This window comes from Streptomyces sp. NPDC048434 (assembly GCF_043200375.1).
Taxonomy (GTDB): Bacteria; Actinomycetota; Actinomycetes; order Streptomycetales; family Streptomycetaceae; genus Streptomyces.
This window is the reverse complement of sequence record NZ_JBICXQ010000043.1, coordinates 1-23,686: the sequence shown is the minus strand read 5'-3', so window position 1 is coordinate 23,686 and position 23,686 is coordinate 1. Positions and strand designations below refer to the sequence as shown.

The window sequence follows — 23,686 nt, the reverse complement described above, 5'->3', positions numbered from 1 at the left end:
GATGCCTGGACGGACAGCCTCGCGGGACCCCGTAATGTGGGAGGTGTGACCGTGAACGCTGAAACCCACGCCGGTGGCAACACCTGGCGAGACCTGCCCGCGGCGCAGCAGCCCGACTGGCCGGACCAAGAGGCTCTGCGCGATGTGATCGCGGAGCTCGAGTCCTATCCGCCGCTCGTCTTCGCGGGCGAGTGCGACCAGCTGCGCGAGCGCCTGGGAGCGGTCGCCCGTGGTGAGGCGTTCCTGCTCCAGGGCGGCGACTGCGCGGAGGCCTTCGACGCCGTATCCGCCGAGCACATCCGCAACAAGCTCAAGACGCTTCTGCAGATGGGCGCCGTCCTGACCTACGCCGGTTCCGTCCCGGTGGTCAAGGTCGGCCGGATCGCCGGCCAGTACAGCAAGCCGCGCTCCAAGCCCACCGAGACCCGCGACGGGGTGACGCTGCCGACCTACCGCGGCGACTCCGTCAACGGCTTCGAGTTCACCGAGGCGGCCCGGATCCCGGACCCCGAGCGGCTCAAGCGGATGTACCACGCCTCCGCGGCGACCCTCAACCTCGTGCGCGCCTTCACCACGGGCGGCTACGCCGACCTGCGTCAGGTGCACGCCTGGAACCAGGACTTCGTGAAGTCCTCGCCCTCCGGACAGCGCTACGAGGCGCTGGCCCGCGAGATCGACCGCGCGATGAACTTCATGAACGCCTGCGGGGTGGACCCGGAGGAGTTCCGCACCGTCGAGTTCTACGCCTCCCACGAGGCGCTGGTCCTCGACTACGAGTCCTCCCTGACCCGGGTCGACTCGCGCACCGGCAACCTCTACGACGTCTCCGGCCACATGGTCTGGATCGGCGAGCGCACCCGTCAGCTGGACGGTGCGCACCTCGAGTTCGCCTCGCGCATCCGCAACCCCATCGGCGTCAAGCTCGGCCCGACGACCACCCCCGAGGACGCCCTGACGCTCATCGAGCGTCTCGACCCGGAGCGGGAGCCGGGCCGGCTGACCTTCATCACCCGCATGGGAGCGGACAAGGTCCGCGACAAGCTCCCCGAGCTGGTCGAGAAGGTCACCGCCTCCGGCGCGCAGGTCGCGTGGATCTGCGACCCGATGCACGGCAACACCTTCGAGGCGGCCTCCGGTCACAAGACCCGGCGCTTCGACGACGTGCTGGACGAGGTCAAGGGCTTCTTCGAGGTCCACAAGAGCCTCGGCACGCACCCGGGCGGCATCCACGTCGAGCTGACCGGTGACGATGTCACCGAGTGCGTGGGCGGCGGCGATGAGATCTTCGTCGACGATCTCCACCAGCGCTACGAGACCGCCTGCGACCCGCGGCTCAACCGCAGCCAGTCGCTCGACCTGGCCTTCCTGGTGGCGGAGATGTACCGCGATCAGTGAGGCGGTAGGCCGCTGACCTGCGCTGACGGGCAGGGGCAAGACGAGAGTGGGGCGCGGATCCTGTGATCCGCGCCCCACTGCGTTGTGCAGCCCCGGCCGTAGCAGGTAAGGTAAGGGTTACCTCACTCAAGATCAGCCGGATTGATGAGGTGCCTCCACGGAAGGTGAAACCGCGTGTACGTCTGTTCCTGCTTCGGGATCACCGAGCAGCAGGTCCGTGAGCACGCGGACACGGGCGCCTGCACGCCTCGTCAGCTCGCTTCCGCCTGCAAGGCCGGTACCGACTGCGGCGGCTGTGTCCGCCGTATCCAGGCGCTGCTCGGCCGGGGCGCCTGCCCCCGCCGGGAGCTCATCGACAGTGGCGCGCCCGAGCCGCTGGGCGTGGAGGGGGACGCCGTGGGGCCCGCGGCACTTTCGGAGGCCGCGTAGTCCTCAGGGGCGACGGGGGTCTCCCGCTGCCGTTGCGGACCCGGCGGAAGGTGGGCATCGGGCCGCTCGCTCAGCTCGGCTGCTCGATGACCTGGGCGATGTAGAGCGCTTCTCCGAGTTTCTCCACCAGTTCCAGCTGGGTGTCGAGATAGTCGATGTGGTGCTCCTCGTCCGCGAGGATGTCCTCGAAGATATTCGCCGAGGTGATGTCGCCCTTGTTGCGCATCAGCTCGATACCGCGCTTGAGCCGGTCGATGGCCTCGACCTCGACCTGGCGGTCGGCCTGGAACATCTCCGTGACGGTCTGGCCTACCCGTACATGGAACAGCCGCTGGTAATTCGGCAGAGCTTCGAGGAAGAGAATCCGGTCGGTCAGGATCTCTGCATGCTTCATCTCGTCGAAGGACTCTGAGCGGGTGTACTTCGCGAGCTTCGTCCAGCCGAAGTTCTCCTGCATCTTGGCGTGCAGGAAGTACTGGTTGATCGCGGTGAGTTCGGCGGTCAGCTGCTCATTGAGGAATTCGATGACCTCGGGGTCGCCCTGCATGGCTGCGGGCTCCTTCCACGCGAGAAACTGGGCAGGTGCCGCATCCTCGCACCGCCCGGAGCAGGGCGTCCAGTAAGTGCACGCTTAGTGCGAGTTGCCCGAATCGGCCTCTCCCTGGTCATCGGCACCCCTTCCGGTCTGACAACATGGAGGGCATGGGTCAGCCGGAAAGCCGCGAAGAGGAGCATCCTCAGCTGCCTCCGGGGCAGCGGCTGCAGCGGGGCTGGCCGGTGACGCATTACGGACCGGTGCCGAAGTTCCGCGCCGAACGCTGGGAGTTCCGGGCTTTTGGCGCCACCGCCGACGACGCGAAGCACTGCTGGTCGCACGAGGAATTCACGGCGCTGCCGTACACCACGGTCGTCGCCGATATGCACTGTGTGACGAAATTCAGCATGCTGGGAGCCGAATGGGGCGGGGTCGCCACCCGGACGATCCTGGAACTCGCGCCGCCGGCACCCGATGTCACTCATGTCATGGTGTGGGCCGAGTACGGCTTCAGTTCGAATGTGCGGATCGAGGATTTCGCCGCGGAGAAGTGCCTCTTCGCCACACACCGCTCCGGTGAGCTCCTCACCGCGGAGCACGGCTTTCCGGTTCGCTTGATCGTTCCGCATCTGTATGCCTGGAAAGGCCCCAAGTGGGTCCGCGGCATCGAATACATGCGGGCCGACCGCCGCGGCTTCTGGGAGGAGCGCGGCTATCACAACACGGGCGACCCGTGGCGGGAGCAGCGCTACTCGTACCAGGAAGAGCCCGGGGACGGCCCCGAGCTCTGACCCCCGCGCCCGGGACGGGGTGCTCCCGGAACTCCGGAACACCCCACACGGCGCCCGCCCGTCCACGACCCGTCCGGATCGCGGGCACACCGCGGCCGGCGGTTCAGTACGCGCGCAGCTCCTTGAGCCGGGCCACGTCCGCCGCATGCCCTTCCTTGCCGCCCGGGGTCTCGACGACCAGCGGCACGCCGGCCGTCGCCGGGTGGCGAAACAGCTCGCTGAAGGGCTCCGCACCGATGTGACCTGCGCCGATGTTCTCGTGCCTGTCCTTGTGGGCGCCGGCCACATCCTTGGAGTCATTGGCGTGGATCAGCTTCAGCCGGCCCTCGCCCGCGACCTCCACCAGCTCGTCCAGCAGCGCCTTCGTGCCGCCCGGTGCCGCCATGTCGTGCCCGGCCGCGAAGGCATGACAGGTGTCGAGGCAGATCCCCAGCTTGGGGTGCCGGTCCAGCGCATCGAAGTACGGGCCGAGATCCTCGGCCAGCGCGCACAGTGATGCCCCCTGCCCGGCCGTCGGCTCCAGCAGCAGCCAGGGATCGTCAGGGTGCGTCAGCTCGTCGAGCAACGGCCGCATCCGCTCCCTGACCTGGGCCATCGCCGTCGCGCGCGGCCGTCCGCCGGTCGCCGAGCCGGTGTGGACGACCACGCCGAGCGCGCCAATCTCCCGGCCGCGGCGCAGCGAGTGGCGCAGCGAGTCCACGGACTTGTCGACGGTCGCCGCGGTGTGCGAACCGAAGTTGATCAGATACGGCGCATGGACATACACCGGAATCCCCTGCAGCGCACAGGCCGCCCGGAACGCCTCGTCCTGTCCGGGGCTGCCGGGCAGCGTCGCCCAGCCGCGCGGATTGGCCACAAAGACCTGGACGACCTCGTCGCCCATCTCCCGGGCGTAGGGAATGCCGGTCTTCGCCAGGCCGCCGGCCACCGGCACATGGCCGCCGACCGGGTTACGTGCACGGGCGCGCTGCTCGGCGCCCTCGGGGGAGGTACTCACCCTCCCAGGGTGCCAGGTGCCCCACGCCCGCCGGACGGCAGCCATGGGGCACGGCCCGCGGGACCTACAGCGCGCCCTTGAGCTTGATGGTGATCGTGCCGCCCTTCGGCGCCTTCTCGCCGGGGTCGACGGACTGGGTGTCGACCGTGTCCTGCGGGAACAGGAACGGCTTCTTCACCTCGACCTGGAAGCCCAGATCCGTCAGCTGCTTCTTGGCGTCATCGACGTTCTTGCCGGTGACATCCGGGACGGGGATCATCTCCGGGCCCTTGGAGAGCGTGAGGGTGACCGTGTCGCCCTTGCCGAGCTTCTTGCCCTCGACCGGGGTCTGCCGGGCGATGGTGCCCTTGTCCTGGGTGGAGAAGACCGGCTGGTCGGCGAAGCGCACCTGGAAACCGGCCGCGCGCAGGGTGTTCGCCGCGTCCGCGCGGTCGTTGCCGAGCACTCCGGGCACCTCGACCGCGGTGCCCCGGCTGATGGTCAGCCCCACCGCCGTATCGGGCCGCCGCTTGCTGCCGGCGCCCGGGTCCGTACGGATCACCGAGCCCTTGGCGACCTCGTCGCTGAACTGCCGGGTCACGCTGCCGGGGACCAGCCCGCGGTCACGCAGCTTGCGCTTGGCGTCCGCGACCGGGGTGCCGGACAGATCGGGGACGGCGACGATCTCCGGGCCGCGGGAGATGGTCAGGGTGACCGTGCCCGTGCCACGGATCTGCTTGCCGTTCGCCGGGTCGATCTTCATGACGTGGCCGCGCTCCACATTCGAGCTGAAGCCGCGCACCACCTTCACGCCCAGGCCCTCGTCCCGCAGGGTCTTCTCGGCCTTGGTCTGCGGCATGTCCAGCACCGCGGGGACGGTGGTGAACTGGCCGAAGTTGATGTACCAGACGCCCGTGCCGATCCCGAGGACCAGCAGGACGGCCGCGATGACGGTGGCGAGCCGCCGCCGCTGGAGCAGCCCGCCACGGGGCGCCTCGGCGGGCACCGGCCGCAGCCGCGTGGTCTGCTCGGCCGGCGGCACCTCCAGCCGGCTGGTGCGGTTCAGCTCCGCGTCGCCGGTCTCTGGCAGCGGCAGCTGTACGCCGTTGGTGCGGGGTATCACGTCCGTACGCTCCGAGCCGTCGCCCGCGGGCACCTCCTTGGCCTCCGGCGGCACGACATCCAGCTGGGCGTCGGTCAGCTGCGCACGGGCCTCCTGCGACCGGGACAGCAGCACCACCGCGTCCTGCGGCCGCAGCTGCGGCTCGCGGGCGCAGGCCAGCGCGACCAGCTCGTCCAGCTGCGGCGCGAGACCGGGCACCAGCCCGGACGGCGGCAGCACGTCCTCGTGCAGATGCTGGTAGAGGATCTGTGCCACGGTGCCGCCCGTGTGCGGCTTGCCGCCCGTCAGCATCTCGTAGAGCACCACACCACAGGCGTAGACATCGACCCGGGCGTCCGCGGTGCCGTGCTCCAGCTGCTCGGGGGCGAGGTAGGAGACGGTGCCCAGGACGGAGCCGGTCGAGGCGGTGGTGTTCGTGTCCACCGCGCGCACCAGACCGAAGTCGGCGACCTTGACCCGGCCGTCGTCGCCGATCAGGACGTTCTCCGGCTTCATGTCGCGGTGCACCAGGCCCGCGCGGTGCGCGGCCCCCAGGGCGGCCAGGATCGGCTCCAGGATGTCCAGCGCGGCCCGCGGCTGCAGGGCGCCCCGCTCCCGCAGCACATCGCGCAGCGTGCAGCCGGCGACGTACTCCATGGCCAGATAGACGTACGTACCGTCCGTGCCCTGGTCGAAGACGCCCACCACATTCGGATGCGACAGCCGCGCGACCGACTTCGCCTCGCGGATGAAGCGGTCGACGAACGCCTCGTCCATGGCGAGGCCCGGGTGCATCACCTTCAGCGCGAGCACGCGGTCGAGCCGGGTGTCCACGGCTTGGTACACCGTGGCCATACCGCCTGCGGCGATGCGCGCCTGGACGCGGTAGCGGCCGTCGAGCAGCTGGCCCACGAGCGGGTCCTGAAGGGTCGTATCCACGGCAGACGAGTCTACGAGGAACCACCGACAGGACGAACTCGGCGGCCCCCGCCGAGGCGGACTGCAGCGGAACGGTGACTATTCGCGGCGCTTGGCTGTTGTCCCACGTTGTCGGCTGTCCCGCCGTGGTTCGTCTCGCCGTTGCGCCTGTCCGCTGCGCTTTGCGCCCCGGCCCGCGTTGTCGGCGTTCCCGCCGCGGGCGTTGTTCGCCGTTGCGCCTGGCGGCGGGCGGGGTCCGCTGCGCGGGGCTGTCGGGTGCCGGTGACGGGCCTGCGCGGGTGGGTGTCCGGACTGCTGCGCTTTACGTCCGGACACCCACCCGCTCCGGCCCGTCCCCTCCCGTTGAGGGGTGGGAAAAGGGCGGTGGGGGTGCCCGTATGTGATCACGCGCGGCCCCGTGGACCACATCGGAGGAACCGGACACGAAAGGTCCGCCCCCACCCGCCTCACCACCCACCCACGGGAGGGGACGGACCGAAGGACGAAGTCCTTAGGGCCGTCACCGCACCCGACGAACCCCCGCCCGCCGCAGGCGCAACGGCGCGATGGGACGCGGTGGGACAGCCGACAACGTGGGAAGGCCTTGGGAAGGCCTTGGGAAGGCCTTGGGAAGGCCGTCAGAAGGCCGGCCGCTCCGGATCCAGTTCCGGCATGCCCTCGGTGGGTGAGGACGCCAGGGCGAAGTGGCGGCGCGGGATCCGGCCCGCGCGGTGCGCCAGCCGCCCGGCCGTGACCGCGTGCCGCATCGCCTGAGCCATCAGCTCCGGCTCCTGCGCGCGGGTCACCGCGGACGCCAGCATCACCGCCGCACAGCCCAGCTCCATGGCCAGGGAGACGTCCGACGCCGTTCCCGCGCCCGCGTCGAGGATGACCGGGACACCGGCCCGCTCGGTGATCAGCTGGAAGTTGTGCGGATTGCGGATGCCGAGGCCGGAGCCGATCGGCGAGCCCAGCGGCATGATCGCGGCGCAGCCCACGTCCTCCAGCTTGCGGGCCAGCACCGGATCGTCGTTCGTGTAGGGCAGCACGGTGAAACCGTCGTCCACCAGGGTCTCGGCGGCATCCAGCAGCTCGATCGGGTCGGGCAGCAGGGTGCGCTCGTCGGCGACCACCTCGAGCTTGATCCAGTCCGTGCCGAGCGCTTCCCGGGCGAGCCGGGCGGTGAGCACCGCTTCGCCCGCGGTGAAGCAGCCCGCCGTGTTCGGCAGCACCTTGATCTTGTGCCGCTCCAGTACGGACAGCACCGAGCCGTGCACGGTCGGATCCAGCCGCCGCATGGCGACCGTGGTCAGCTCCGTACCGGAGGCGAGCAGCGCCCGCTCCAGGACGTCGAGGCTGGGCGCGCCACCGGTGCCCATGATCAGACGGGACGCGAAGGTGGTGCCGGCGAGGGTGAGGGTGTCGGAGGTCACGGGGGGTGTCCCCCCGAGGGGTGCGGTGTCGGCCATGTCTGCGGATCAGCCTCCCTGGACCGCGGTGAGCACCTCGACGCGGTCGCCGTCGCCGAGCGGGGTGGTGGGCCACTGGGTGCGTGGCACCACGAGGTCATTGACCGCCGCGGCCACCCCGGCGGGCGCCGTGGACAGCGTCGCGACGAGCCGGTCGAGGGTGAGCCCGCCGGGGACCTCGCGGGCCTCGCCGTTGACGGACACCGAGACGGTAGGGGCAGGGGTGACGGCGTTCATACGGACTGCTCCAGGGGGGCACGGGTGCGCTCGGGCCCCGAGGCGGGGGTGAAGCGCGCGGGGGAGAAGGGGCGGGCCTCTTCCGGGAGGAGCCCGGTGGCCAGCACCTCGGCCATCGCGTCACCGGTGACCGGCGCGAGCAGCACACCGTTGCGGAAGTGACCGGTGGCCAGATGGAAGCCGGGCAGTGCGGTCGGCCCGAGCATCGGGGCGTTGTCGGGGGAGCCGGGGCGCAGCCCGGCGCAGGTCTCGACGAGCGGCAGCTCGGTGATGCCAGGGACCAGCTCGTGCGCGTCCCGCAGCAGCTCGTAGACGCCGCCCGCGGTCACGGTGGTGTCCCAGCCCAGCTCCTCGCTGGTGGCGCCGACGACCAGTTCGCCGTTCTCCCGGGGGACCAGGTAGAGGGGGCCGCCGCGGACGACCGCCCGTACGGTGCGCGACAGGAAGGCGGGGCTGCCCGCGGGCATGTCCGGCAGCCGCAGCCGCAGCACCTGGCCCTTGACCGGGCGTACCTGCGGCAGCACGTCGTCGGGCACGCCGGCGAGCTGACCGCTGTAGCTGCCCGCGGCCAGGACGACCTGACCGGCCGGCACCCGGGTGCCGTCGGCGAGTTCGGCGCCAGTGGCACGGCCGCCGTCGACCGTCAGCCGCACGGCCCGGCTCCGGTGGAAGGCCACTCCGGAGCGCTCACAGGCGGCCAGCAGCGCGCTCGCCAGCCGGCGCGGATCGACCTGGTGGTCGCCGTCCACCCGCAGACCGCCGCGCACCCCGGGGGCCAGCATCGGCTCCAGACGCCGGCACTCGCGCCCCGTGAGCCACTGCGCGTCCAGCCCCGAGCGGATCTGCAGGGTGTGCAGTTCGCGCAGATGGGCACGGTCGTCGGCGTCCAGCGCGACGGCCAGGGTGCCGCACCGCCGGTAGCCGATGGGGTGGCCGGCGGCCTCCTCCAGCTCTTCCGCGAACCGGGGGTAGCGCCGCGCGGAGGCGAGATTGAGGCCCAGCAGGGTCTGCTCGCCGTAGTGGAGCTCGGTGACCGCGGCCAGCATCCCGGCCGCGACACGGGCCGCGCCGCCACCGGGCGCGGGGTCGGCCACCGCGGCACTCAGCCCGCGGACGGCCGCCCGCCAGGCGGTGACCAGGCCGATGATGCCGCCGCCGATGACGAGTACATCGGGGCTCTGCGGGGTGGGTTTCGTTCGTGTGGCAGATGCCTGCATGGGTGTCCAGCCCCTCCCTTCGCCGGCATGACCCGGATCAGGTTCGTACGGTCGGAGGCCGGCCAGCCTCCCTCTCAGCCCGGTGCGTCCGGGCTCCCGCGAGTGCGTGTATCCGTCACCCTAATACGGGGCCGCGACGCGCCGTAAGGCAACGTCCACGGCCGCCCACGGCCCCGCGCCCCGGGCCGGTCCGATGGTGACGCTGTGTCAGAGATCTCCTTGCGCGCTGCTGCGAGGCGCGTCACACCCCGTCCTAGAGTGATCGGGTGAGCGAGCAGAGCAAGTCCTCCCAGGCCCCTGACCGCAGGCCGCATGTCGTGATCGCCGGCGCGGGAATCGCGGGTGTGCAGACCGCGGTCGCCCTGCGCGAACAGGGCTGGCGCGGCGCGATCACGCTCCTCGGCGACGAGCCTCACCAGCCCTACGACCGTCCGCCACTGTCCAAGGCGGTGCTGCTGGGCAAGGCCGAGGGCTCCACCTTCGACGTCGACTTCGAAGGGCTCGGCATCGCACTCCACCTCAGCCGGCCCGTCACCGCCCTGCGGCCGGACGCCCATGTGATCGAGACGGCCGACGGCCCGCTCTCCTACGACTACGCGGTCCTGGCGACCGGCGCCGACCCGATCGTGCTGCCCGGCAGCGAGGGGCTGCCCGGCGTCCATCTGCTGCGCACCCTGGACGACGCCGAGCGGCTGCGGCCGGTGCTCGCCGCCCAGCACGAAATCGTGGTCGTCGGGGCCGGCTGGATCGGTGCCGAGTTCGCGACCGCGGCGCGCGAGGCGGGCTGCGCGGTCACCGTCGTCGAGGCCGCCGACCGCCCGCTGGCCGGTGCGCTGCCCGCCGAGGTCGCGGCCCATATGACCGGCTGGTACGCGGACGCGGGGGCCGAGCTGCGTATCAACGCCCGGGTCGCGTCCGTCACGGCGGGCGCGGTCACCCTCGCGGACGGCACGACGCTGCCCGCCGACGCGGTGGTCGTCGGGATCGGCGCCCGCCCCGCGACCGCCTGGCTGGCCGGCTCGGGCGTCGAGGTCTCGCCGCAGGACGGCTCCGTACTGGCCGACGAGCAGCTGCGCACCTCCGTCGCCGATGTCTACGCCGTCGGCGACTGCGCCTCGTTCCCGTCGGCCCGCTACGGCAGCCGTCTGCTGATCCACCACTGGGACAACGCCCTCCAGGGCCCCCGTACGGTCGGCGAGAACATCGCCCGCGGCGACGCGCAAGGGGTGGCCTACGACCCCGTCCCGTACTTCTGGTCGGAGCAGTTCGGCCGGTTCGTGCAGTACGCGGGCCACCACGGGGACGCCGACGAGTTGGTCTGGCGCGGTGACCCGGCCGGGGCCGCGTGGTCGGTGATCTGGCTGCGGGAGGGGAGGCTCGTCGCGCTGCTGGCCGTGGGGCGGCCCCGGGACCTCGCCCAGGGGCGCAAGCTGATCGAGCGGGGCGTGGCCATGGACCGCGAGCGGGCCGCGAACGCGGCGGTGCCGCTGAAGGCCGCGGCGCTGTAGCCCGGGTGCGGGGCACGTCGTGACCGGCAGTCGTCGCCCGAGCGCCTGCCGTCACCCGCCGGTGTGCAGGAAGCCCCTGATGGCGATGCCCGGCTACCGGCTGTCAGTGCGAGGTGGCAGGCTTGTCCTGTGACCGAGATTGACGCAAACATCGATGGACTCGTCCCCGCCTGGCTCACCCTCCCCGACATTGCCGAACAGTTCGGCGTCGAGGTGACGCGTGTGCGGCAGCTGGTCAAGGAGGGCCAGCTGATCGCGGTGCGCCGCGGCGAGAACAGGGCGCTGCATGTGCCCGCCGATTTCATCCAGGACGACAAGGTGGTCAAGGGCCTCGTCGGCACCCTCACCCTCCTCAAGGACGACGGCTTCACCGACAAGGAGATGCTGGAGTGGCTGTTCACCCCGGATGAGAGCCTGCCCGGCACGCCCGCCCAGGCGCTGCGCGAGAATCGCGGCACGGAGGTGAAGCGCCGGGCCCAGGCGCTCGCCGTCTGACGCCGTCGGCGCGGCCCGCTCCCAGCCGGCCACCGCACCAGTATCCGTAACCGCATCCGCGGGGCGTACGGACCGGAAGGACCGGCCCGTACGCCCCCGATCTTGGGGGGAAGCCGCCCGATGACCACCGCACGTCCGGCCCTGTCCGATGCCCGGCTCTACCTCTGCACGGACGCCCGCCGGCGCCAGGGCGATCTCCCGCAGTTCCTGGACGCGGTGCTCGCCTCGGGCGTGGACATCGTCCAGCTGCGTGACAAGGGCATGGAGGCCGGCGAGGAGCTCCGGCATCTGGAGGTCTTCGCGGACGCCTGCCGGCGGCACGGGAAGCTGCTCGCGGTCAACGACCGCGCGGATGTCGCCCATGCGGCGGGCAGCGACGTGCTGCATCTCGGGCAGGGCGATCTGCCGGTCCCGGCCGCCCGCGCCCTCCTCGGCCCCGACGTCCTCATAGGCCGCTCCACCCATGCCGAGGCCGAGGTGGATGCCGCGCTCACCGAACCCGGCGTCGACTACTTCTGCACCGGCCCGTGCTGGCCGACACCCACCAAGCCGGGCCGCCACGCCCCCGGCCTCGACCTGGTCCGCTACACCGCGGCCCGCGCCCCCGAGCGTCCGTGGTTCGCGATCGGCGGGATCGACGCCGGAAATCTCGACGAGGTGCTGCATGCGGGCGCCCGCCGGGTCGTGGTGGTCCGCGCCCTCACGGAGGCGGACGATCCGGGAGCCGCGGCCGCCGCACTGGCCAAGCGCATCCGGACCTGGGACGCCCCGGACGGGTCCGCACCGTCCCGCCCGGCCCGCGGAGACGAGTGACCTGCGTCACTTCGCACGGGTTCGGCGCCGGGCGGTCACCTGACGTCCGGGCGACCGGAAAATGTCCACCCAGTGGACATCAACCCGACCAACCAGGCATTACGCCGGACGCGGTTGGTGTGTGCCCGGCCGGTGGTTAACCTGCCGGTATGGCCCTAGGTACAGCTTCCACCAGGACTGATCGCGCCCGCACCGTGCGCGAACTGCTTGCTTCCGGCAAGCAGTCCTATTCGTTCGAGTTCGCTGCCCCGAAGACCGAGAAGGGTGAGCGGACCCTGTGGAACGCCATTCGTCGGATCGAGGCCGTCTCCCCGACCTTTGTCTCCGTGACGTACGGCGCAGGCGGCACCTCCCGTGAAGGCACGGTGCGCGCCACCGAGCGCATCGCCACCGACACCACCCTGACCCCGGTCGCCCATCTGACCGCGGTCAACCACTCCACGGCCGACCTGCGCAACATCATCGGCCAGTACGCCGACGCCGGGATCCGCAACATGCTCGCGCTGCGCGGCGACCCGCCCGGCGACCCGATGGGCGAGTGGGTCAAGCACCCCGACGGCATCGGCTACGCCGCCGACCTGGTCCAGCTGATCAAGGAGTCAGGCGACTTCTGCGTCGGCGTCGCGGCCTTCCCCGAGATGCATCCGCGCTCGACGGACTGGGACACGGACGTGGCGCACTTCGTCACCAAGTGCCGGGCCGGTGCGGACTTCGCCATCACGCAGATGTTCTTCTATCCCGAGGACTACTTCCGGCTGCGGGACCGGGTCACGGCGGCGGGTTGCTCGACGCCGATCATTCCGGAGATCATGCCGGTCACGAACGTGCGCCAGATCGAGCGGTTCGCTCAGCTCAGCAACGCGGCCTTCCCGCCCGAGCTGGCCGAGCGCATCCTCGCCGTCAAGGACGACCCGGCGGCGGTACGCTCCATTGGTATCGAGTACGCAACGGAACTGTGCGCACGCTTGATGGCCGAGGATGTTCCCGGGTTGCACTTCATTACCCTGAACCACTCCACGGCGACCCTGGAAATCTACGAGAATCTGGGGCTGCACCAGCAGTCCTGATCACGGTTGCCGGCGAGCGGCGGAAGAGGGGCGTATATGGGCTGGACGGTCCTCTACATCGCGTTCGGCCTGGTTGCTCTCTGGCTGTTGGGTGAGGTCCTGCTCCAGAACAAGGCGCGGCTGCGCTGGCGCCTGCTGGCCTTCGCCGGTTTCCTCGGCGTGGTCGTCGGCGTCATCATCCCGTCAATAGTCGTGATTGGGCTGGGACTTGTCGCCTTCGCCATCGGGCAGACGAATGTGACGCTCTCCTTCCGCCGCGGCTTCACCACCGGCTGGGCCCTGGGCGGCAAGCCCGGCGAGAGCCGGCGCCGCCGGGCCCGCCCGTCCGGACCGCCCCCGGCCGAACCGACCCTGGAGGTCTCCGGCCTGGAGGCTGTCGCGGCCGCCGAGGGCACCGGCCGGATCGACGACGGGGGCCCGGACACCTTCGAGAGCACCGGCGGATTCCAGAGCCTGGGCAGCTATCCCGGGCAGGCCGGGCAGGACAGCTATCCCGTGCAGGACACCTATGCCGGGCAGGGCTCGTACGGCGGGCCGGGCTCCTTTGCGGGGCAGGACGGTTTCGCCGCGCAGGACAATCCCGCTGCGGGACAGGAAGCGTTCGCCGCCCAGGAGACCGTGGTCGGGCAGGGCTTCTACGACTACGGCTACAACGCCGACGACGGCTACGGCCAGGACCCCTACCAGGGGCAGCAGCAGGATCAAAGCCCCTACGCCACACAGGCTTTCGCCGTCCAGGACGACTATGCGCGGGCGGACACCACCGCCGTCTACGCCCCGCAGCCGATGCCCGACGAGACCGGCCAGTACGGCATCTACAGCCCCGACGCCCGTGTCCAGCAGCCCGGCTACGGCGGCTACGACGTCTACAACGGCGCCGCGGGCAACGGCACCGGCTATGCGTACGACGGCAACGGCAACGGCTACGCGTACGACGGCAACGGCAACGGCAACGGCAACGGCTACGCGTACGACGGCAACAGCAACGGCAACGGCTATGCGTACGACGGCAGTTACGGCCAGGCCGGAGCCGGCCAGGACGCCTATGCCGACCCCTATGCGGCGTACGGCGACGGCCTGGGCCAGCAGGCGCCCTACGCCGACCCGTACCTCGGCACCCAGCAGTACGCCGCGTCCTACGACCCCTATCAGCAGGCGGACCCCTACGCCTCCTCTCCTTATGCGGCGCAGCAGTACGACGCCCAGGGACAGCCGCTCGGCCAGGGCTACGGCGAGACCCCGCCCGGTGGCGTCTGGGTCCCCCAGCAGCGCGACGGCGAACTCCCGCCCGAGCAGCCTTACCCGCCCTACCAGCAGCCGGGCTACGACGGGCAGCAGTACCGCTACTGAGCCGACGGCCGGGACGCGGCCACGGCAGCGCATTCCGCGCCGGCCGGGCCGCCGCGGTGTCCCCCCGCAGCGCCCGCGCCCGCCACGCCCTCGTCCGGCGCCCGCTACGCCCTCATGTGGAGCCGTGCCAGTCGTCGCCGTTCACGATCAGACCGGCGGCGATCGCGCCGGACATCCCGGCGTGCGCCGGTCCGCCGCCCGGGTGCGACCAGCCACCGACCGCGTAGAGCCCCGGTATCCGGGTGCGGTTGCCGGGCCGCAGAAAGCGGCCTTCCTGGCCCGCCAGCGCCGGGCCCGGCACCAGGGCGTCGTCCGCGGGCGGCCGAACCTCCCGCCACAGCACCCGCTCCCGCAGCCCGGGAACGGCAGCCTCGGCGATCTCGGTCATCCGCTCCGCATCGGCGGCCGCGGCCTCGCCGTCATGCCAGTCGACCGGGCCGTGCGGGGCCACCGTCGCGGTCAGGGTCACGGCCTCATGGGCGTCGTCCGGCCGGGAGGCGGGGTCGTCCGGACGCAGCACCGTCACCGTGGGCCGGTCACAGGGGGTCCGCAGCCCGTATCCGTCGCCGAACACGCCCGCCAGCTCGGCCGTGCGGTCCGGGGCATGGACCACCGTGCGGTGCACCGCGTCCTCGGGGCGCGCGCCGCGCAGCGCGAGGCAGACCGTGAGCCGCGCGGTGGCGCGGTCACCCGGCCCCAGGTCGGGGCGGACCTCGTCGGCACCCCACGGCTCCCGCCCCTTGCAGAGCTCCACGAGCCGCACCGGGTCGATGCCCGCGACCACGAACTCCGCCTCGGACACCCGTCCGTCGGCCAGCTCGACGCCCGCCGCCCGGCCGTCCTTCTCCACGATCCCGGTCACCGCGACGCCGAAACGGAACTCCACCTTGCGCGCCAGACAGCGCTCGTACAGTGCATCGGCCAGCGCCCGCATACCGCCGCGCGGATACCAACTCCCGAAGGTCTGCTCCATGTACGGCAGCACGACGGCGCTCGCCGGGGCGCTGCGCGGGTCGAAGCCGTACGCCAGCGCATGGCTCTCCAGCAGCGCGGTCAGCCGGGGGTCGGCCAGTTCGCGGCGGGCCACCTCGGCGAGGGTGGCGGTGGTGGGGCCCTTGCCCCGGCCGAACAGCCCACGCCTGCGCACCGCCGGATACGGATCGCGCCCCAGCACCCGCCAGTCCTGCCACAGCGGCTCCTCCAGGAGCGGCCGACGGGTGGCGTCCCAGGCCTCGCGGGCGCGGCCCATCAGTGCGCTCCAGCGTTCACCGGAGCCCGCGCCCAGCGCCTCGTCCAGGGCCGCCAGCACCCCGGCCCGTGAGGCGTTCGGCAGCGATACGGCCGTTCCGTCGGAGAAGACATGCCGGCTCGCGGGGTCGACCTGGGTCAGCTCGACGCAACTCTCCAGCGCTTCCCGGCCGGTCTTGAGGAACAGATCGCGGTAGACGGCCGGCAGATGCAGCAGGCCGGGACCCGTATCGAAGGCGAAGCCGTCCCGCTCCCACCGCTGCACCGCGCCGCCGTGCGTCGCGCCGCGCTCGAACACCGCCACCCGGTGGCCCGCGACGGCCAGCCGGGCAGCGGCTGCCATCGCGCCCATCCCGGCGCCGATCACCGCAATCCGTGCCATGCCTGCGACTTTATCCGGGCCCACTGACAACGCCCGCACCGCCGGGGACCGGCCCGGCAGCGGCAGTCCGCCGCCGGCGTCGGCATGCCGTCAGACCGCCGGTGGCAGCGCCTCGCCCGCCGCGGCCGGCCGCTTCTCCTCGCGCCGCTGCCGACGGCGCCGCAGATACCGGCGGATCCGCGACCACAGGAACACCACCAGCGCGATACCCGCGGCCAGCAGTGTCGCCGCGATGACCGCCGCGGCCACCGGATGGAACACGGCGAAGGCGATGATCCCGGCGACGCCCAGATCCTCGGCGAGGCTCAGCACGATGTTGCTGGCCGGCTCCGGCGAGGTGTTGACCGCGATCCGGGTGCCGGCCTTGACCAGATGGCTCAGCAGTGCCGTGGAACCGCCCACCGCGCCCGCGGCCAGCTCGGGCAGCGAACCGTTGTGGCCGGCCAGCAGCGCCGCCACGACGGCGCCGGCCACCGGCCGGATCACCGTGTGCACGGAATCCCAGACCGAGTCGACGTACGGGATCTTGTCGGCGACGGCCTCGCACAGGAAGAGCACCCCGGCCACGATCAGCACATCGGGGCGCTCCAACACCGCGGGCACCTCATCGGTGACGCCGGTCGCGCCGAGCAGGCCGAAGAGCAGGACGACGGCATAGGCGTTGATCCCGCTCGCCCAGCCACTGGTGAACACCAAGGGAAGTACGGACACGCCGCAAAGCGTAGGCCCCGGCTGGGGGCCGGTGCTCAGGTTTGAGTATCCGTACTCAGACGCCGAGATGAGTAGGTACGCGGATGGGCCGGCAGCCCTCCGGAAGGAAGAGTGGGGACCACGGAAGGGAAGCGGCGCCGCACCGCCGACACGGGGCGGCGGAGCGGCGCGGCTCCCGGACGTGACGGGGGAAGCACGGGGGAGTACGGGGGAAGCGCTGTCCTGGTCGGATCGATGGGGGAACGATCCGTGCCAGGGCAGCGCACTCTTTTGTGCGGGCCCCCGGGGGAAGGAAAACGGTGCGCGTCGTACCTGACCAATACGGCGCGCACCTGCCCCGAGGAGTGCCGGCCGGGGCTATGAGTGCCGGCCGCTGACCCGGCCCTGGAGCAGCCGCGACAGCGCCGCGTGCACCTCGTCGATCGACCGGTCCGGCTGGTAGGACTGCCAGTCCAGGGCGGCCACCAGAACCATCCCGAACAGCGCCGAGGCGGTCAGCGGGATGTCGATCTCCTCGCTCAGCTCCCCGCCCGCCACCGCCTCGCGCAGCACGTCCTCCACCACCGTGATGGCCCGCTCGCGCACCACCATCAGCGTCGACTGCCAGGCCCGGTTGGTGCGCCACAGCTCGGCGACGTAGAGCTGGGTGAGCGACGGGTAACGGGAGATGAAGTCCAGCCCGGCCCGGATCATCGCGTCCAGTGCGTCGATCCGGCCGCCGCCCCGGTCGGTGACCTCCTCGGCGGCCGCCTGCAAGGAGGTCGCCAGCATCTCGATGCCGTGCCGCAGCAGCTCTTCGAAGAGAACGTTCTTACTCGCGAAGTTGTAGTAGACGGTGCCCTTCGCGACGCCCGCCCGCTCGGCGATCTCGTCCACCGTGGTGGACGAGAAGCCCTGTTCGGCGATGAGCGTGACCGCGGCCTCGAAGAGCTTGCGCCGGGTGGCGTCGCGGCGTGTATTGGAGCTGTCCATGGGGGCGATTGTGCCGGTCCCCGCCGGGTGCGTGCTCACAGGCTCAGCTCCGGGTGAAGGTCCTTCATCCGCACCACCTGGCGGCCGCGCGCTGTCAGCGACGTCAGCGCGAGCGCTCCCGCGGTGAACGCCGGCAGCACCACGCTGCCCTGCCATACGGGCGCGAGCCCCCCGCCCGTGATGAGCCGGCGCAGCCCCTCCACGATGTAACTCATCGGCAGATAGGGGTGGATGGCGGCGAAGAAGCCCGGACTGGTCTGTACGGGGTAGGTGCCGCCCGCCGAGGTCAGCTGGAGCATCAGCAGCGCCAGCACCAGGATCCGGCCGGCCGGGCCGAACTGCGCGTTCAGCCATTGCACGATCGCCGAGAAACAGGCCGTGACCAGCACGAGGAAGCCGATCGTGCCGGCCGCCCGCACCATCTCCAGGCCGAGCGCGAAGTGCAGAACGGACATCAGGGCCGCGGTCTGCAGCACCCCCACACCGAACACCGGCAGCCACCCGGACACCGCCACCCGCCAGGGGGACGCACCCATCGCCAGCGCCCGCCGGTTCAGCGGCTGGATCAGCATGTACGCCACCATCGCGCCGACCCACAGGGACAGCGGAATGAAGTACGGCGCGAACCCGGTGCCGTAGTTCGGCGCCTTGTGGGCGGCGTCCGAGGCCAGCTGTACCGGGTCGGACATGACCTGGGTCCGCGCGTCGCGGTCCTTCTTGCCGTAGTCGGGGATCTGCTTCGCCCCGTCGTGCAGCCCGCCGGCCAGCTTCTGCGAGCCGTCGGAGAGCTTGAACATGCCGCCGTTCAGCGTCTGCGCGCCGTCCTTGAGCTTGCCCACACCGGAGTCGAGGTCGCCCATACCGCCGGTGGCGCGGCCCGTACCGTCGTGCAGCTCCTGCGCGCCGTTGTTGAGCTTGTCCGCGCCGGCGGCCAGCCGGGCATTGCCCGCGGCCAGCTTGCGCGCCCCCGCGGACACCTTGTGCGCACCGTCGTTGAGATCATTGATCTTCTTGACGGCGGCGTCCATGTCGGCGCCCAGGGTCGGCCCGTGCTGCGCCAGCTCGCCCGCCAGGGAGTGCAGTGTGTCCAGGTCCCGGCCCAGCTGGTCGAGGTTCTTCTGGTCGTGGACGTATCCGCTGACCTGCTCGGCCTTGTCCGCCGCGGTGGCCGCCTGCTCCTTGAGCTGCTTCAGCTCCGTGCAGGAGGTGTCGAGTCGCACCGCGCTCTCGCAGCGCAGCCGGTAGTAGGCGGACAGATGGTCGGAGATCCCCCGGGAGAGCTTCGCCCCGGTGGACGCCGCGGCGGGGAGCTTGTCGAGGTGGTCACGGACCGCCTGCGAACCGTCGGCGACGAGCTGCGCCGCCTCACCGATCTCCTTGCCGTGCGCCCGGACGAAGGGCCCCACCTTGCCGACGACTCCGTTGACCGTGTCGGCCAGCTGCTGGGTTCCCTGTGCCACCTGCCCGGAGCCGTCGGCCAGTTGGCGCGAGCCGTGGGCGGCGGTCCCGGCTCCCCGGGCGAGGTCCGAGCTGCCCCGGGAGAGCCGCCCCGCGCCCGCGTCGAGGTCACCCAGGCCCGTGACCAGTCTGCCGCTGCCGTTCTTCGCGGTGCCCAGGCCGTCGGCCAGTTTGCCCGCACCGTGCCGGGCCTGCCCGATACCGTCGTTGAGCTGGTCGGCGCCTTCGGCGGCCTGCTCGGTCTTGCCGTGCAGCGTCGAGAACGAGACGAAGATCTTGTCGAGGAAGGTGCGCGACGACTTCGCGGAGGCCGCGGAGCGCACCTCGGAGAACACCGTCCGGGAGATCTGCCCGACGATGTAGTTGTTCGCGTCGTTCGTCCGCACCTTGAGGGCGCCGGTCTCCGGATGGTCCCCGGAGCTGGAGGCGATCCGCCGGCTGAAGTCCTTCGGGATGGTCAGCGACAGGTAGTACGAGCCGTCCTCGACGCCCCTGGCGGCCCCCTTGGCGTCCGCGGGGCGCCAGTCGAAGGTGTGGCTGTCGCGCAGCCCCGAGACGATGCTGTCGCCGGCCGAGAGGTGCTTCCCGTCGACGGCCGCGCCCTTGTCCTCGTTGACCAGCGCGACCGGAATCTTGTCCAGCCGCCCGTACGGGTCCCAGAAGGACCACAGGTACAGCGCGCCGTACAGGAGCGGCAGCAGCAGAAGAGCGGCCAGCGCGGCACGCGGCAGCTTCCCCCTCCCGAACCGCTTCAGCTCAAGAGCGGCCAGCTTCGGCGAGCGCATCGGCCGCCCCCTCCTCGTCGTCGGGCCCGTCGTGCTCTTCGGCCTTGCTGTCCTGGCTGTCCGTGGTGTCTTCGCGGTCCTGGCCGTCCGCGGTGTCCGAGGCGGCCTTGCTGTCCTGGCCGTCCGCGGTGTCCTTGGCGTCCTGGTGGTCCGTGGCGTCCGTGGTGGCGGGGGAACCGCCGGGTGTGCCCGCCGGGGACTCCCGCTCCGGGCGGCCGCCCGTATGCACCAGCACCACGCCCTCGGCATCCTCCGGAGGCTCGCTGCACACCGCGAGCACGGTGGTACCGGCCGCCGCCAGGCCGCGCAGCAACGCCCAGGCCGCGGCGCGCTCGGCGTCGGACAGCTTCAGATCGGTGTCGTCGACGGCCAGCAGCCGCGGGCCCCCGATCAGCGCGAGCGCCACGGAGAGCCGCAGCGCCTCCAGCCGCTCCAGGTCGCGGACGGACGTACGGATCCCCTTGGGCAGCGACTCCGGATCGAGACCGGCCGCCGCGAGCGCGGTGTCCACCAGGGCGCGGGCCTCGGTCCGGCGCTCGTGCCGCGGCCGCAGCAGCGCACGCAGCGAACCGCCGAACCGGCCCTGCAGCAGAGCGCGTTCCCGCAGATGTTCGCCCACGGTGAGCGCCGGATCGAGCTCGGCGACCCCGGGCACATGGGCGAGCGCGGTGACGGACCGGACGGCGGACCTTTTCCTCGGCAGCGGCAGTCCGCCGACCTCGGCGGTGCCGGCGGCGGACTTCATCCGGCCGGTGAGCGCGAGCAGCAGACACGTACGGCCCGAGCCAGAAGGGCCCTGTACGGCGATCAGTGAGCCGGGTCCGGCGGTGAGGTCGATGTCCCGGAATGCCCATCCGCGGGGGCCCTTGACCCCGAATCCCGCGGCCGTGACCGCCGCCCCGTGCGGGGTGCTGTCCACGATCCCTCCTTGAACTGACTGGTCAGTTCAAAAAGTATGCGGCATCCCACCCCGGGTTCCGCAAGGGGGTGTTGGGAACCGATCCCGGGAATGTGCCTCCGAGTGCGTCCCCTTTTCGACGAAAGTGCAGGTCAGTGTCGATTGTCAGTGGTGTACGTCACGATGGGTTCATACGGTCCCGAATCGGCATTCGGTCCCGAACCGGCATGCGACGACAGGAGGTTCGTCATGGCAGCTCGTCCCGGTGGGGGCAGCTCCGCTGCGTACGGTCCCCCGAGCGATGTCCACCCCGTCCTGCGGAGGGCGACCGCGCCACCCGCCGCCCTCGACCTGCTCGCCCAGGCGCAGCAGGGCCTCGACGAAGCACAGACCCTTCCAACCCCCAACGAGCAGTTCGCCACGGCCCATCTGGCCGCGCTGCGCACCGCCGCCGCCGTCCTCGCCGTCCGCGGCCGGCCGGAGACCACCGTGCGCGGTAGGCAGCGTATCCGCAGCGCCTGGGAGGTCCTCCCCGAGGTCGCGCCCGAACTCGCCGAGTGGGGCGCCCTCTTCGCCGCCGGCGCCGCCCGCCGGGCAAAGGCCGAGGCCGGTATAGCCGGCGCGGCCGGGCGCCGGGACGCCGACGATCTGCTGCGCGACGCCGCCATGTTCCTGCGCCTGGTGGAGCGGATGCTGTTCCTCCAGTCGTCGTTGCCGCCACAGCGGGCGGGATAGGGAACGGCGGGGGGCGGGGGAGGCGAGGAGTGGGGTGGGGTGGGCGGGGGCGGGGACCCCGGGGGAGGAGGGAGAAGGGGGGATCAAGGGAAGAAGCGGCGCCCTCGCCCGCCCGGCGAAACCACCCACCCGTCACCCATGCCCGCCACGTACCTCTCGGGGGCGCTACCCGCTACCGGCTACCCCGCCTCCTCACGGCACCCCGTCCCGTCTGTCCCGCCCGTCCCGCCGCCTGTGGCGCCCCGTCCCGCCCCGTAGTGTCCGCCGCCCGGCCCGGCGCCACCGGGTGCTCGGTTGGCTCCGCAGACGGCGGAGGGCGCCGGACGGAATAGGGTGGTGGACGCCTAGACGTTCATGCCCCCGCCGAGGAGCCACCCGCCGTGTCTGACCCGCTGCGCCCCCGCGCCTCCCTTCGTACCGCCGTGGTCTGGGAGGTCCTCAAGGACGCCCTGGAGCGCCGGGTCAAGGCCGCCGGGCGCGACGCCCTGGACGTCCTCGACACCGGCGGCGGCACCGGCAACTTCGCCGTGCCGGTCGCCCGCCTCGGCCACCACGTCACGGTCGTCGACCCCAGCCCCAACGCCCTCTTCGCCCTGGAGCGCCGCGCCGCGGAGGCGGGCGTCGCCGAACGGGTACGTGCGGTGCAGGGCGACGCCCACGGTCTGTTCGACGTCGTCGAGCGCGGCGGCTATGACACCGTGCTCTGCCACGGCGTGCTGGAGTACGTCGACGACCCGGCCGAGGGCGTCCGCAACGCCGTCGAGGCGCTGCGCCCGGCAGGCACCCTCAGCCTCCTCGCGGCCGGTTCGGGCGGCGCGGTCCTCGCACGCGCCCTCGCGGGCCACTTCACCGAGGCCCACCACGCCCTCACCGACCCGGCCGGACGCTGGGGCGAGGGCGACCCGGTGCCGCGCCGGTTCACCGCCGACCAGCTCACCGAGCTGGTGTCCGCCACGGGTCTGCAGGTCGGCGCGGTGCACGGCGTGCGGGTCTTCGCCGACCTCGTCCCCGGTGTTCTGGTCGACACCGAGCCGGGCGCCGCGGACGCCCTGCTGAAGCTCGAGGCGGCCGCCGCGGAACAGCCCGCCTTCCACTCCGTGGCCACTCAGCTGCACGTCCTCGCCGAGCGCGACTGACCCACGCGGCACAGCCGACTACCGCGTGCAGTCGGCCACAGACCACCCGATCGGCCCCCTCGCCCCGTATGATCGGGGTACGACGTTCCGGCATGGCGGACAGGCGGGTGGGGAATGCAGCCAGCATCATCACCGGTCGCCGCGGCGGCCCGGGCAGTGAATTGGCGTCGAGGGGCGGGTTTCACGGGGACGATTCCCTGCCTATCCTGAAAGGGTCGCACCCCGGTCGCCCCCCGCGACCGACGAGTAGGAGGACTCCGTGCCGCTCTCGGAGCACGAGCAGCGCATGCTCGAGCAAATGGAGCGAGCGCTGTACGCCGAAGATCCCAAGTTCGCGACAGCGCTTGAGGGAAGCGGGCTGCGTACGTACACCCGGCGACGGGTCTACCAAGCGGTCGCGGGCTTCCTGGTGGGTATCGCCCTGCTCATGGCCGGCATGGTCGCGCAGCAGATCTGGATCAGCGTGGTGGGTTTTCTCGTCATGCTCGGCTGCGCAGTGCTGGCGGTCACGGGCTGGCGCAAGGCTCCCAAGCCTGGTGAGCAGCAGTCCGGCACGGGTTCCGGAGGTGGTGCACCGGCACGCCGACAGGCCAGGCAGCGGCGCTCGATGATGAACCGCATCGAGGACCGCTGGCAGCGGCGCAGGGACGAACAGGGCCACTGAGCCGACGGAGCGACGGCGTCCGCGGGACTGCCTCCACCGGGTCCACTGAGCCCCCGCTCCAGCACGTCCCTGCAGCACTTAATCCGGCCTTTTCGTTTCCTCATTCATCCCTTTCTCCCGCTGTTTTTCCGGCAATTCTCAGAGCGGTTTGCTCACCGCTCCAAGCGCCGCTCTTTCCCGCCAAGTCTTCTCCGCTCGCCGACCGGTGAGCTGTTCACTTCTCGGCTGATCCCGGCGCCTGGGCACCCACCGGCCCGCGCCGTGTGCACCGGGATTCTTCGTGTGGTGGGGGGGGGGGGGGGGGGGGGGGGGGCCCCCCCCGGTGCGGTGGGGGGGGGGGGGGGGGGGGCGCGCGCCGCGGCCGGGCGGGGGGGGGGGCGCCGCCCCCCGCCCCG

22 protein-coding genes and 1 riboswitch are annotated in these 23,686 nt (G+C 71.8%); of the genes, 11 read left to right on the top strand and 11 right to left on the bottom strand.

Going from position 1 to position 23,686, the window contains the following annotated elements:
• Positions 1 to 45 precede the first annotated feature (45 nt).
• Positions 46 to 1,395 (top strand): class II 3-deoxy-7-phosphoheptulonate synthase, encoded by a 1,350-nt coding sequence (locus ACGFWI_RS35845; RefSeq protein WP_393910255.1) that lies wholly within the window; start codon positions 46 to 48, stop codon positions 1,393 to 1,395.
• A 174-nt stretch (positions 1,396 to 1,569) separates the two neighbouring features.
• Entirely contained in the window at positions 1,570 to 1,824 is a 255-nt protein-coding gene (locus tag ACGFWI_RS35840; RefSeq protein ID WP_393910254.1) for a bacterioferritin-associated ferredoxin, read from the top strand.
• A gap of 70 nt (positions 1,825 to 1,894) precedes the next feature.
• Here the strand turns inward: ACGFWI_RS35840 and bfr are convergent, their stop codons facing one another.
• Entirely contained in the window at positions 1,895 to 2,371 is a 477-nt protein-coding gene (gene bfr, locus ACGFWI_RS35835; protein WP_381857221.1) for a bacterioferritin, read from the bottom strand.
• Positions 2,372 to 2,526: 155 nt separating this feature from the next.
• On the opposite strand from bfr, the gene ACGFWI_RS35830 reads away from it, so the two are divergent.
• The gene (locus ACGFWI_RS35830) at positions 2,527 to 3,150 is read left to right on the top strand and encodes a sulfite oxidase-like oxidoreductase (RefSeq protein ID WP_393910253.1); all 624 of its coding nucleotides are present in this window, start codon (positions 2,527 to 2,529) and stop codon (positions 3,148 to 3,150) included.
• 103 nt (positions 3,151 to 3,253) lie between these two features.
• Here ACGFWI_RS35830 and ACGFWI_RS35825 read toward each other — a convergent pair whose 3' ends face one another.
• The 5 genes from ACGFWI_RS35825 to thiO all read right to left on the bottom strand — a co-directional run bounded on the left by ACGFWI_RS35825 (position 3,254) and on the right by thiO (position 9,069).
• Positions 3,254 to 4,192: a deoxyribonuclease IV gene (locus tag ACGFWI_RS35825; protein ID WP_393910252.1), complete on the bottom strand. Its 939-nt coding sequence runs from the start codon at positions 4,190 to 4,192 to the stop codon at positions 3,254 to 3,256.
• A 19-nt stretch (positions 4,193 to 4,211) separates the two neighbouring features.
• Entirely contained in the window at positions 4,212 to 6,167 is a 1,956-nt protein-coding gene (pknB, locus tag ACGFWI_RS35820) for a Stk1 family PASTA domain-containing Ser/Thr kinase (RefSeq protein ID WP_393910251.1), read from the bottom strand.
• Positions 6,168 to 6,784: 617 nt separating this feature from the next.
• Positions 6,785 to 7,579, bottom strand: a complete 795-nt coding sequence (locus ACGFWI_RS35815) for a thiazole synthase (protein WP_393910250.1) — start codon at positions 7,577 to 7,579, stop codon at positions 6,785 to 6,787.
• A gap of 45 nt (positions 7,580 to 7,624) precedes the next feature.
• On the bottom strand, positions 7,625 to 7,852 hold the full coding sequence (thiS, locus tag ACGFWI_RS35810) for a sulfur carrier protein ThiS (protein WP_393910249.1): 228 nt from the start codon (positions 7,850 to 7,852) through the stop codon (positions 7,625 to 7,627).
• Positions 7,849 to 9,069 (bottom strand): glycine oxidase ThiO, encoded by a 1,221-nt coding sequence (gene thiO / locus ACGFWI_RS35805; protein WP_393910248.1) that lies wholly within the window; start codon positions 9,067 to 9,069, stop codon positions 7,849 to 7,851. Before thiO ends, thiS begins: the two co-directional genes overlap by 4 nt.
• Positions 9,067 to 9,179: riboswitch (TPP riboswitch) on the bottom strand. It overlaps the preceding gene by 3 nt.
• A 156-nt stretch (positions 9,180 to 9,335) precedes the next feature.
• Between thiO and ACGFWI_RS35800 the strand changes: the two genes are divergently transcribed.
• The 5 genes from ACGFWI_RS35800 (at position 9,336) to ACGFWI_RS35780 (ending at position 14,302) form a co-directional block, all read left to right on the top strand.
• A complete protein-coding gene (locus ACGFWI_RS35800; RefSeq protein WP_393910247.1) occupies positions 9,336 to 10,577 on the top strand; it encodes an NAD(P)/FAD-dependent oxidoreductase in 1,242 nt (413 codons plus the stop codon).
• A gap of 129 nt (positions 10,578 to 10,706) precedes the next feature.
• Positions 10,707 to 11,072, top strand: coding sequence for an Rv2175c family DNA-binding protein (locus ACGFWI_RS35795; RefSeq protein WP_393910246.1), 366 nt, complete (start codon positions 10,707 to 10,709; stop codon positions 11,070 to 11,072).
• A 120-nt stretch (positions 11,073 to 11,192) separates the two neighbouring features.
• Positions 11,193 to 11,885, top strand: a complete 693-nt coding sequence (gene thiE, locus ACGFWI_RS35790) for a thiamine phosphate synthase (protein WP_393910245.1) — start codon at positions 11,193 to 11,195, stop codon at positions 11,883 to 11,885.
• A 149-nt stretch (positions 11,886 to 12,034) separates the two neighbouring features.
• Positions 12,035 to 12,952, top strand: a complete 918-nt coding sequence (metF, locus tag ACGFWI_RS35785; protein WP_393910244.1) for a methylenetetrahydrofolate reductase [NAD(P)H] — start codon at positions 12,035 to 12,037, stop codon at positions 12,950 to 12,952.
• A gap of 36 nt (positions 12,953 to 12,988) precedes the next feature.
• Positions 12,989 to 14,302, top strand: coding sequence for a hypothetical protein (locus ACGFWI_RS35780; RefSeq protein WP_393910243.1), 1,314 nt, complete (start codon positions 12,989 to 12,991; stop codon positions 14,300 to 14,302).
• A gap of 112 nt (positions 14,303 to 14,414) precedes the next feature.
• Here ACGFWI_RS35780 and ACGFWI_RS35775 read toward each other — a convergent pair whose 3' ends face one another.
• The 5 genes from ACGFWI_RS35775 to ACGFWI_RS35755 form a co-directional block, all read right to left on the bottom strand.
• Positions 14,415 to 15,932 (bottom strand): phytoene desaturase family protein, encoded by a 1,518-nt coding sequence (locus ACGFWI_RS35775; protein WP_393910242.1) that lies wholly within the window; start codon positions 15,930 to 15,932, stop codon positions 14,415 to 14,417.
• 90 nt (positions 15,933 to 16,022) lie between these two features.
• Positions 16,023 to 16,643 carry a DUF4126 domain-containing protein gene (locus tag ACGFWI_RS35770; protein ID WP_393910241.1) on the bottom strand — a complete coding sequence of 207 codons (621 nt, stop codon included), beginning with the start codon at positions 16,641 to 16,643 and terminating at the stop codon, positions 16,023 to 16,025.
• A 357-nt stretch (positions 16,644 to 17,000) separates the two neighbouring features.
• Entirely contained in the window at positions 17,001 to 17,615 is a 615-nt protein-coding gene (locus tag ACGFWI_RS35765; protein ID WP_393910240.1) for a TetR/AcrR family transcriptional regulator, read from the bottom strand.
• 35 nt (positions 17,616 to 17,650) lie between these two features.
• Positions 17,651 to 19,858, bottom strand: a complete 2,208-nt coding sequence (locus ACGFWI_RS35760) for a YhgE/Pip family protein (protein WP_393910239.1) — start codon at positions 19,856 to 19,858, stop codon at positions 17,651 to 17,653.
• Entirely contained in the window at positions 19,830 to 20,777 is a 948-nt protein-coding gene (locus ACGFWI_RS35755) for an ATP-binding cassette domain-containing protein (protein WP_393910238.1), read from the bottom strand. The genes ACGFWI_RS35760 and ACGFWI_RS35755 overlap by 29 nt, the downstream gene beginning before the upstream one ends.
• A 228-nt stretch (positions 20,778 to 21,005) precedes the next feature.
• Here ACGFWI_RS35755 and ACGFWI_RS35750 point away from each other — a divergent pair, with 228 nt between their 5' ends.
• From ACGFWI_RS35750 to ACGFWI_RS35740, 3 genes are all read left to right on the top strand, one after another.
• The gene (locus ACGFWI_RS35750; RefSeq protein WP_393910237.1) at positions 21,006 to 21,491 is read left to right on the top strand and encodes an SAV_6107 family HEPN domain-containing protein; all 486 of its coding nucleotides are present in this window, start codon (positions 21,006 to 21,008) and stop codon (positions 21,489 to 21,491) included.
• A gap of 380 nt (positions 21,492 to 21,871) precedes the next feature.
• On the top strand, positions 21,872 to 22,627 hold the full coding sequence (locus tag ACGFWI_RS35745) for a methyltransferase (protein WP_393910236.1): 756 nt from the start codon (positions 21,872 to 21,874) through the stop codon (positions 22,625 to 22,627).
• Positions 22,628 to 22,886: 259 nt separating this feature from the next.
• Positions 22,887 to 23,291 carry a DUF3040 domain-containing protein gene (locus ACGFWI_RS35740; RefSeq protein ID WP_393910235.1) on the top strand — a complete coding sequence of 135 codons (405 nt, stop codon included), beginning with the start codon at positions 22,887 to 22,889 and terminating at the stop codon, positions 23,289 to 23,291.
• The last annotated feature ends 395 nt before the right edge of the window (positions 23,292 to 23,686 follow it).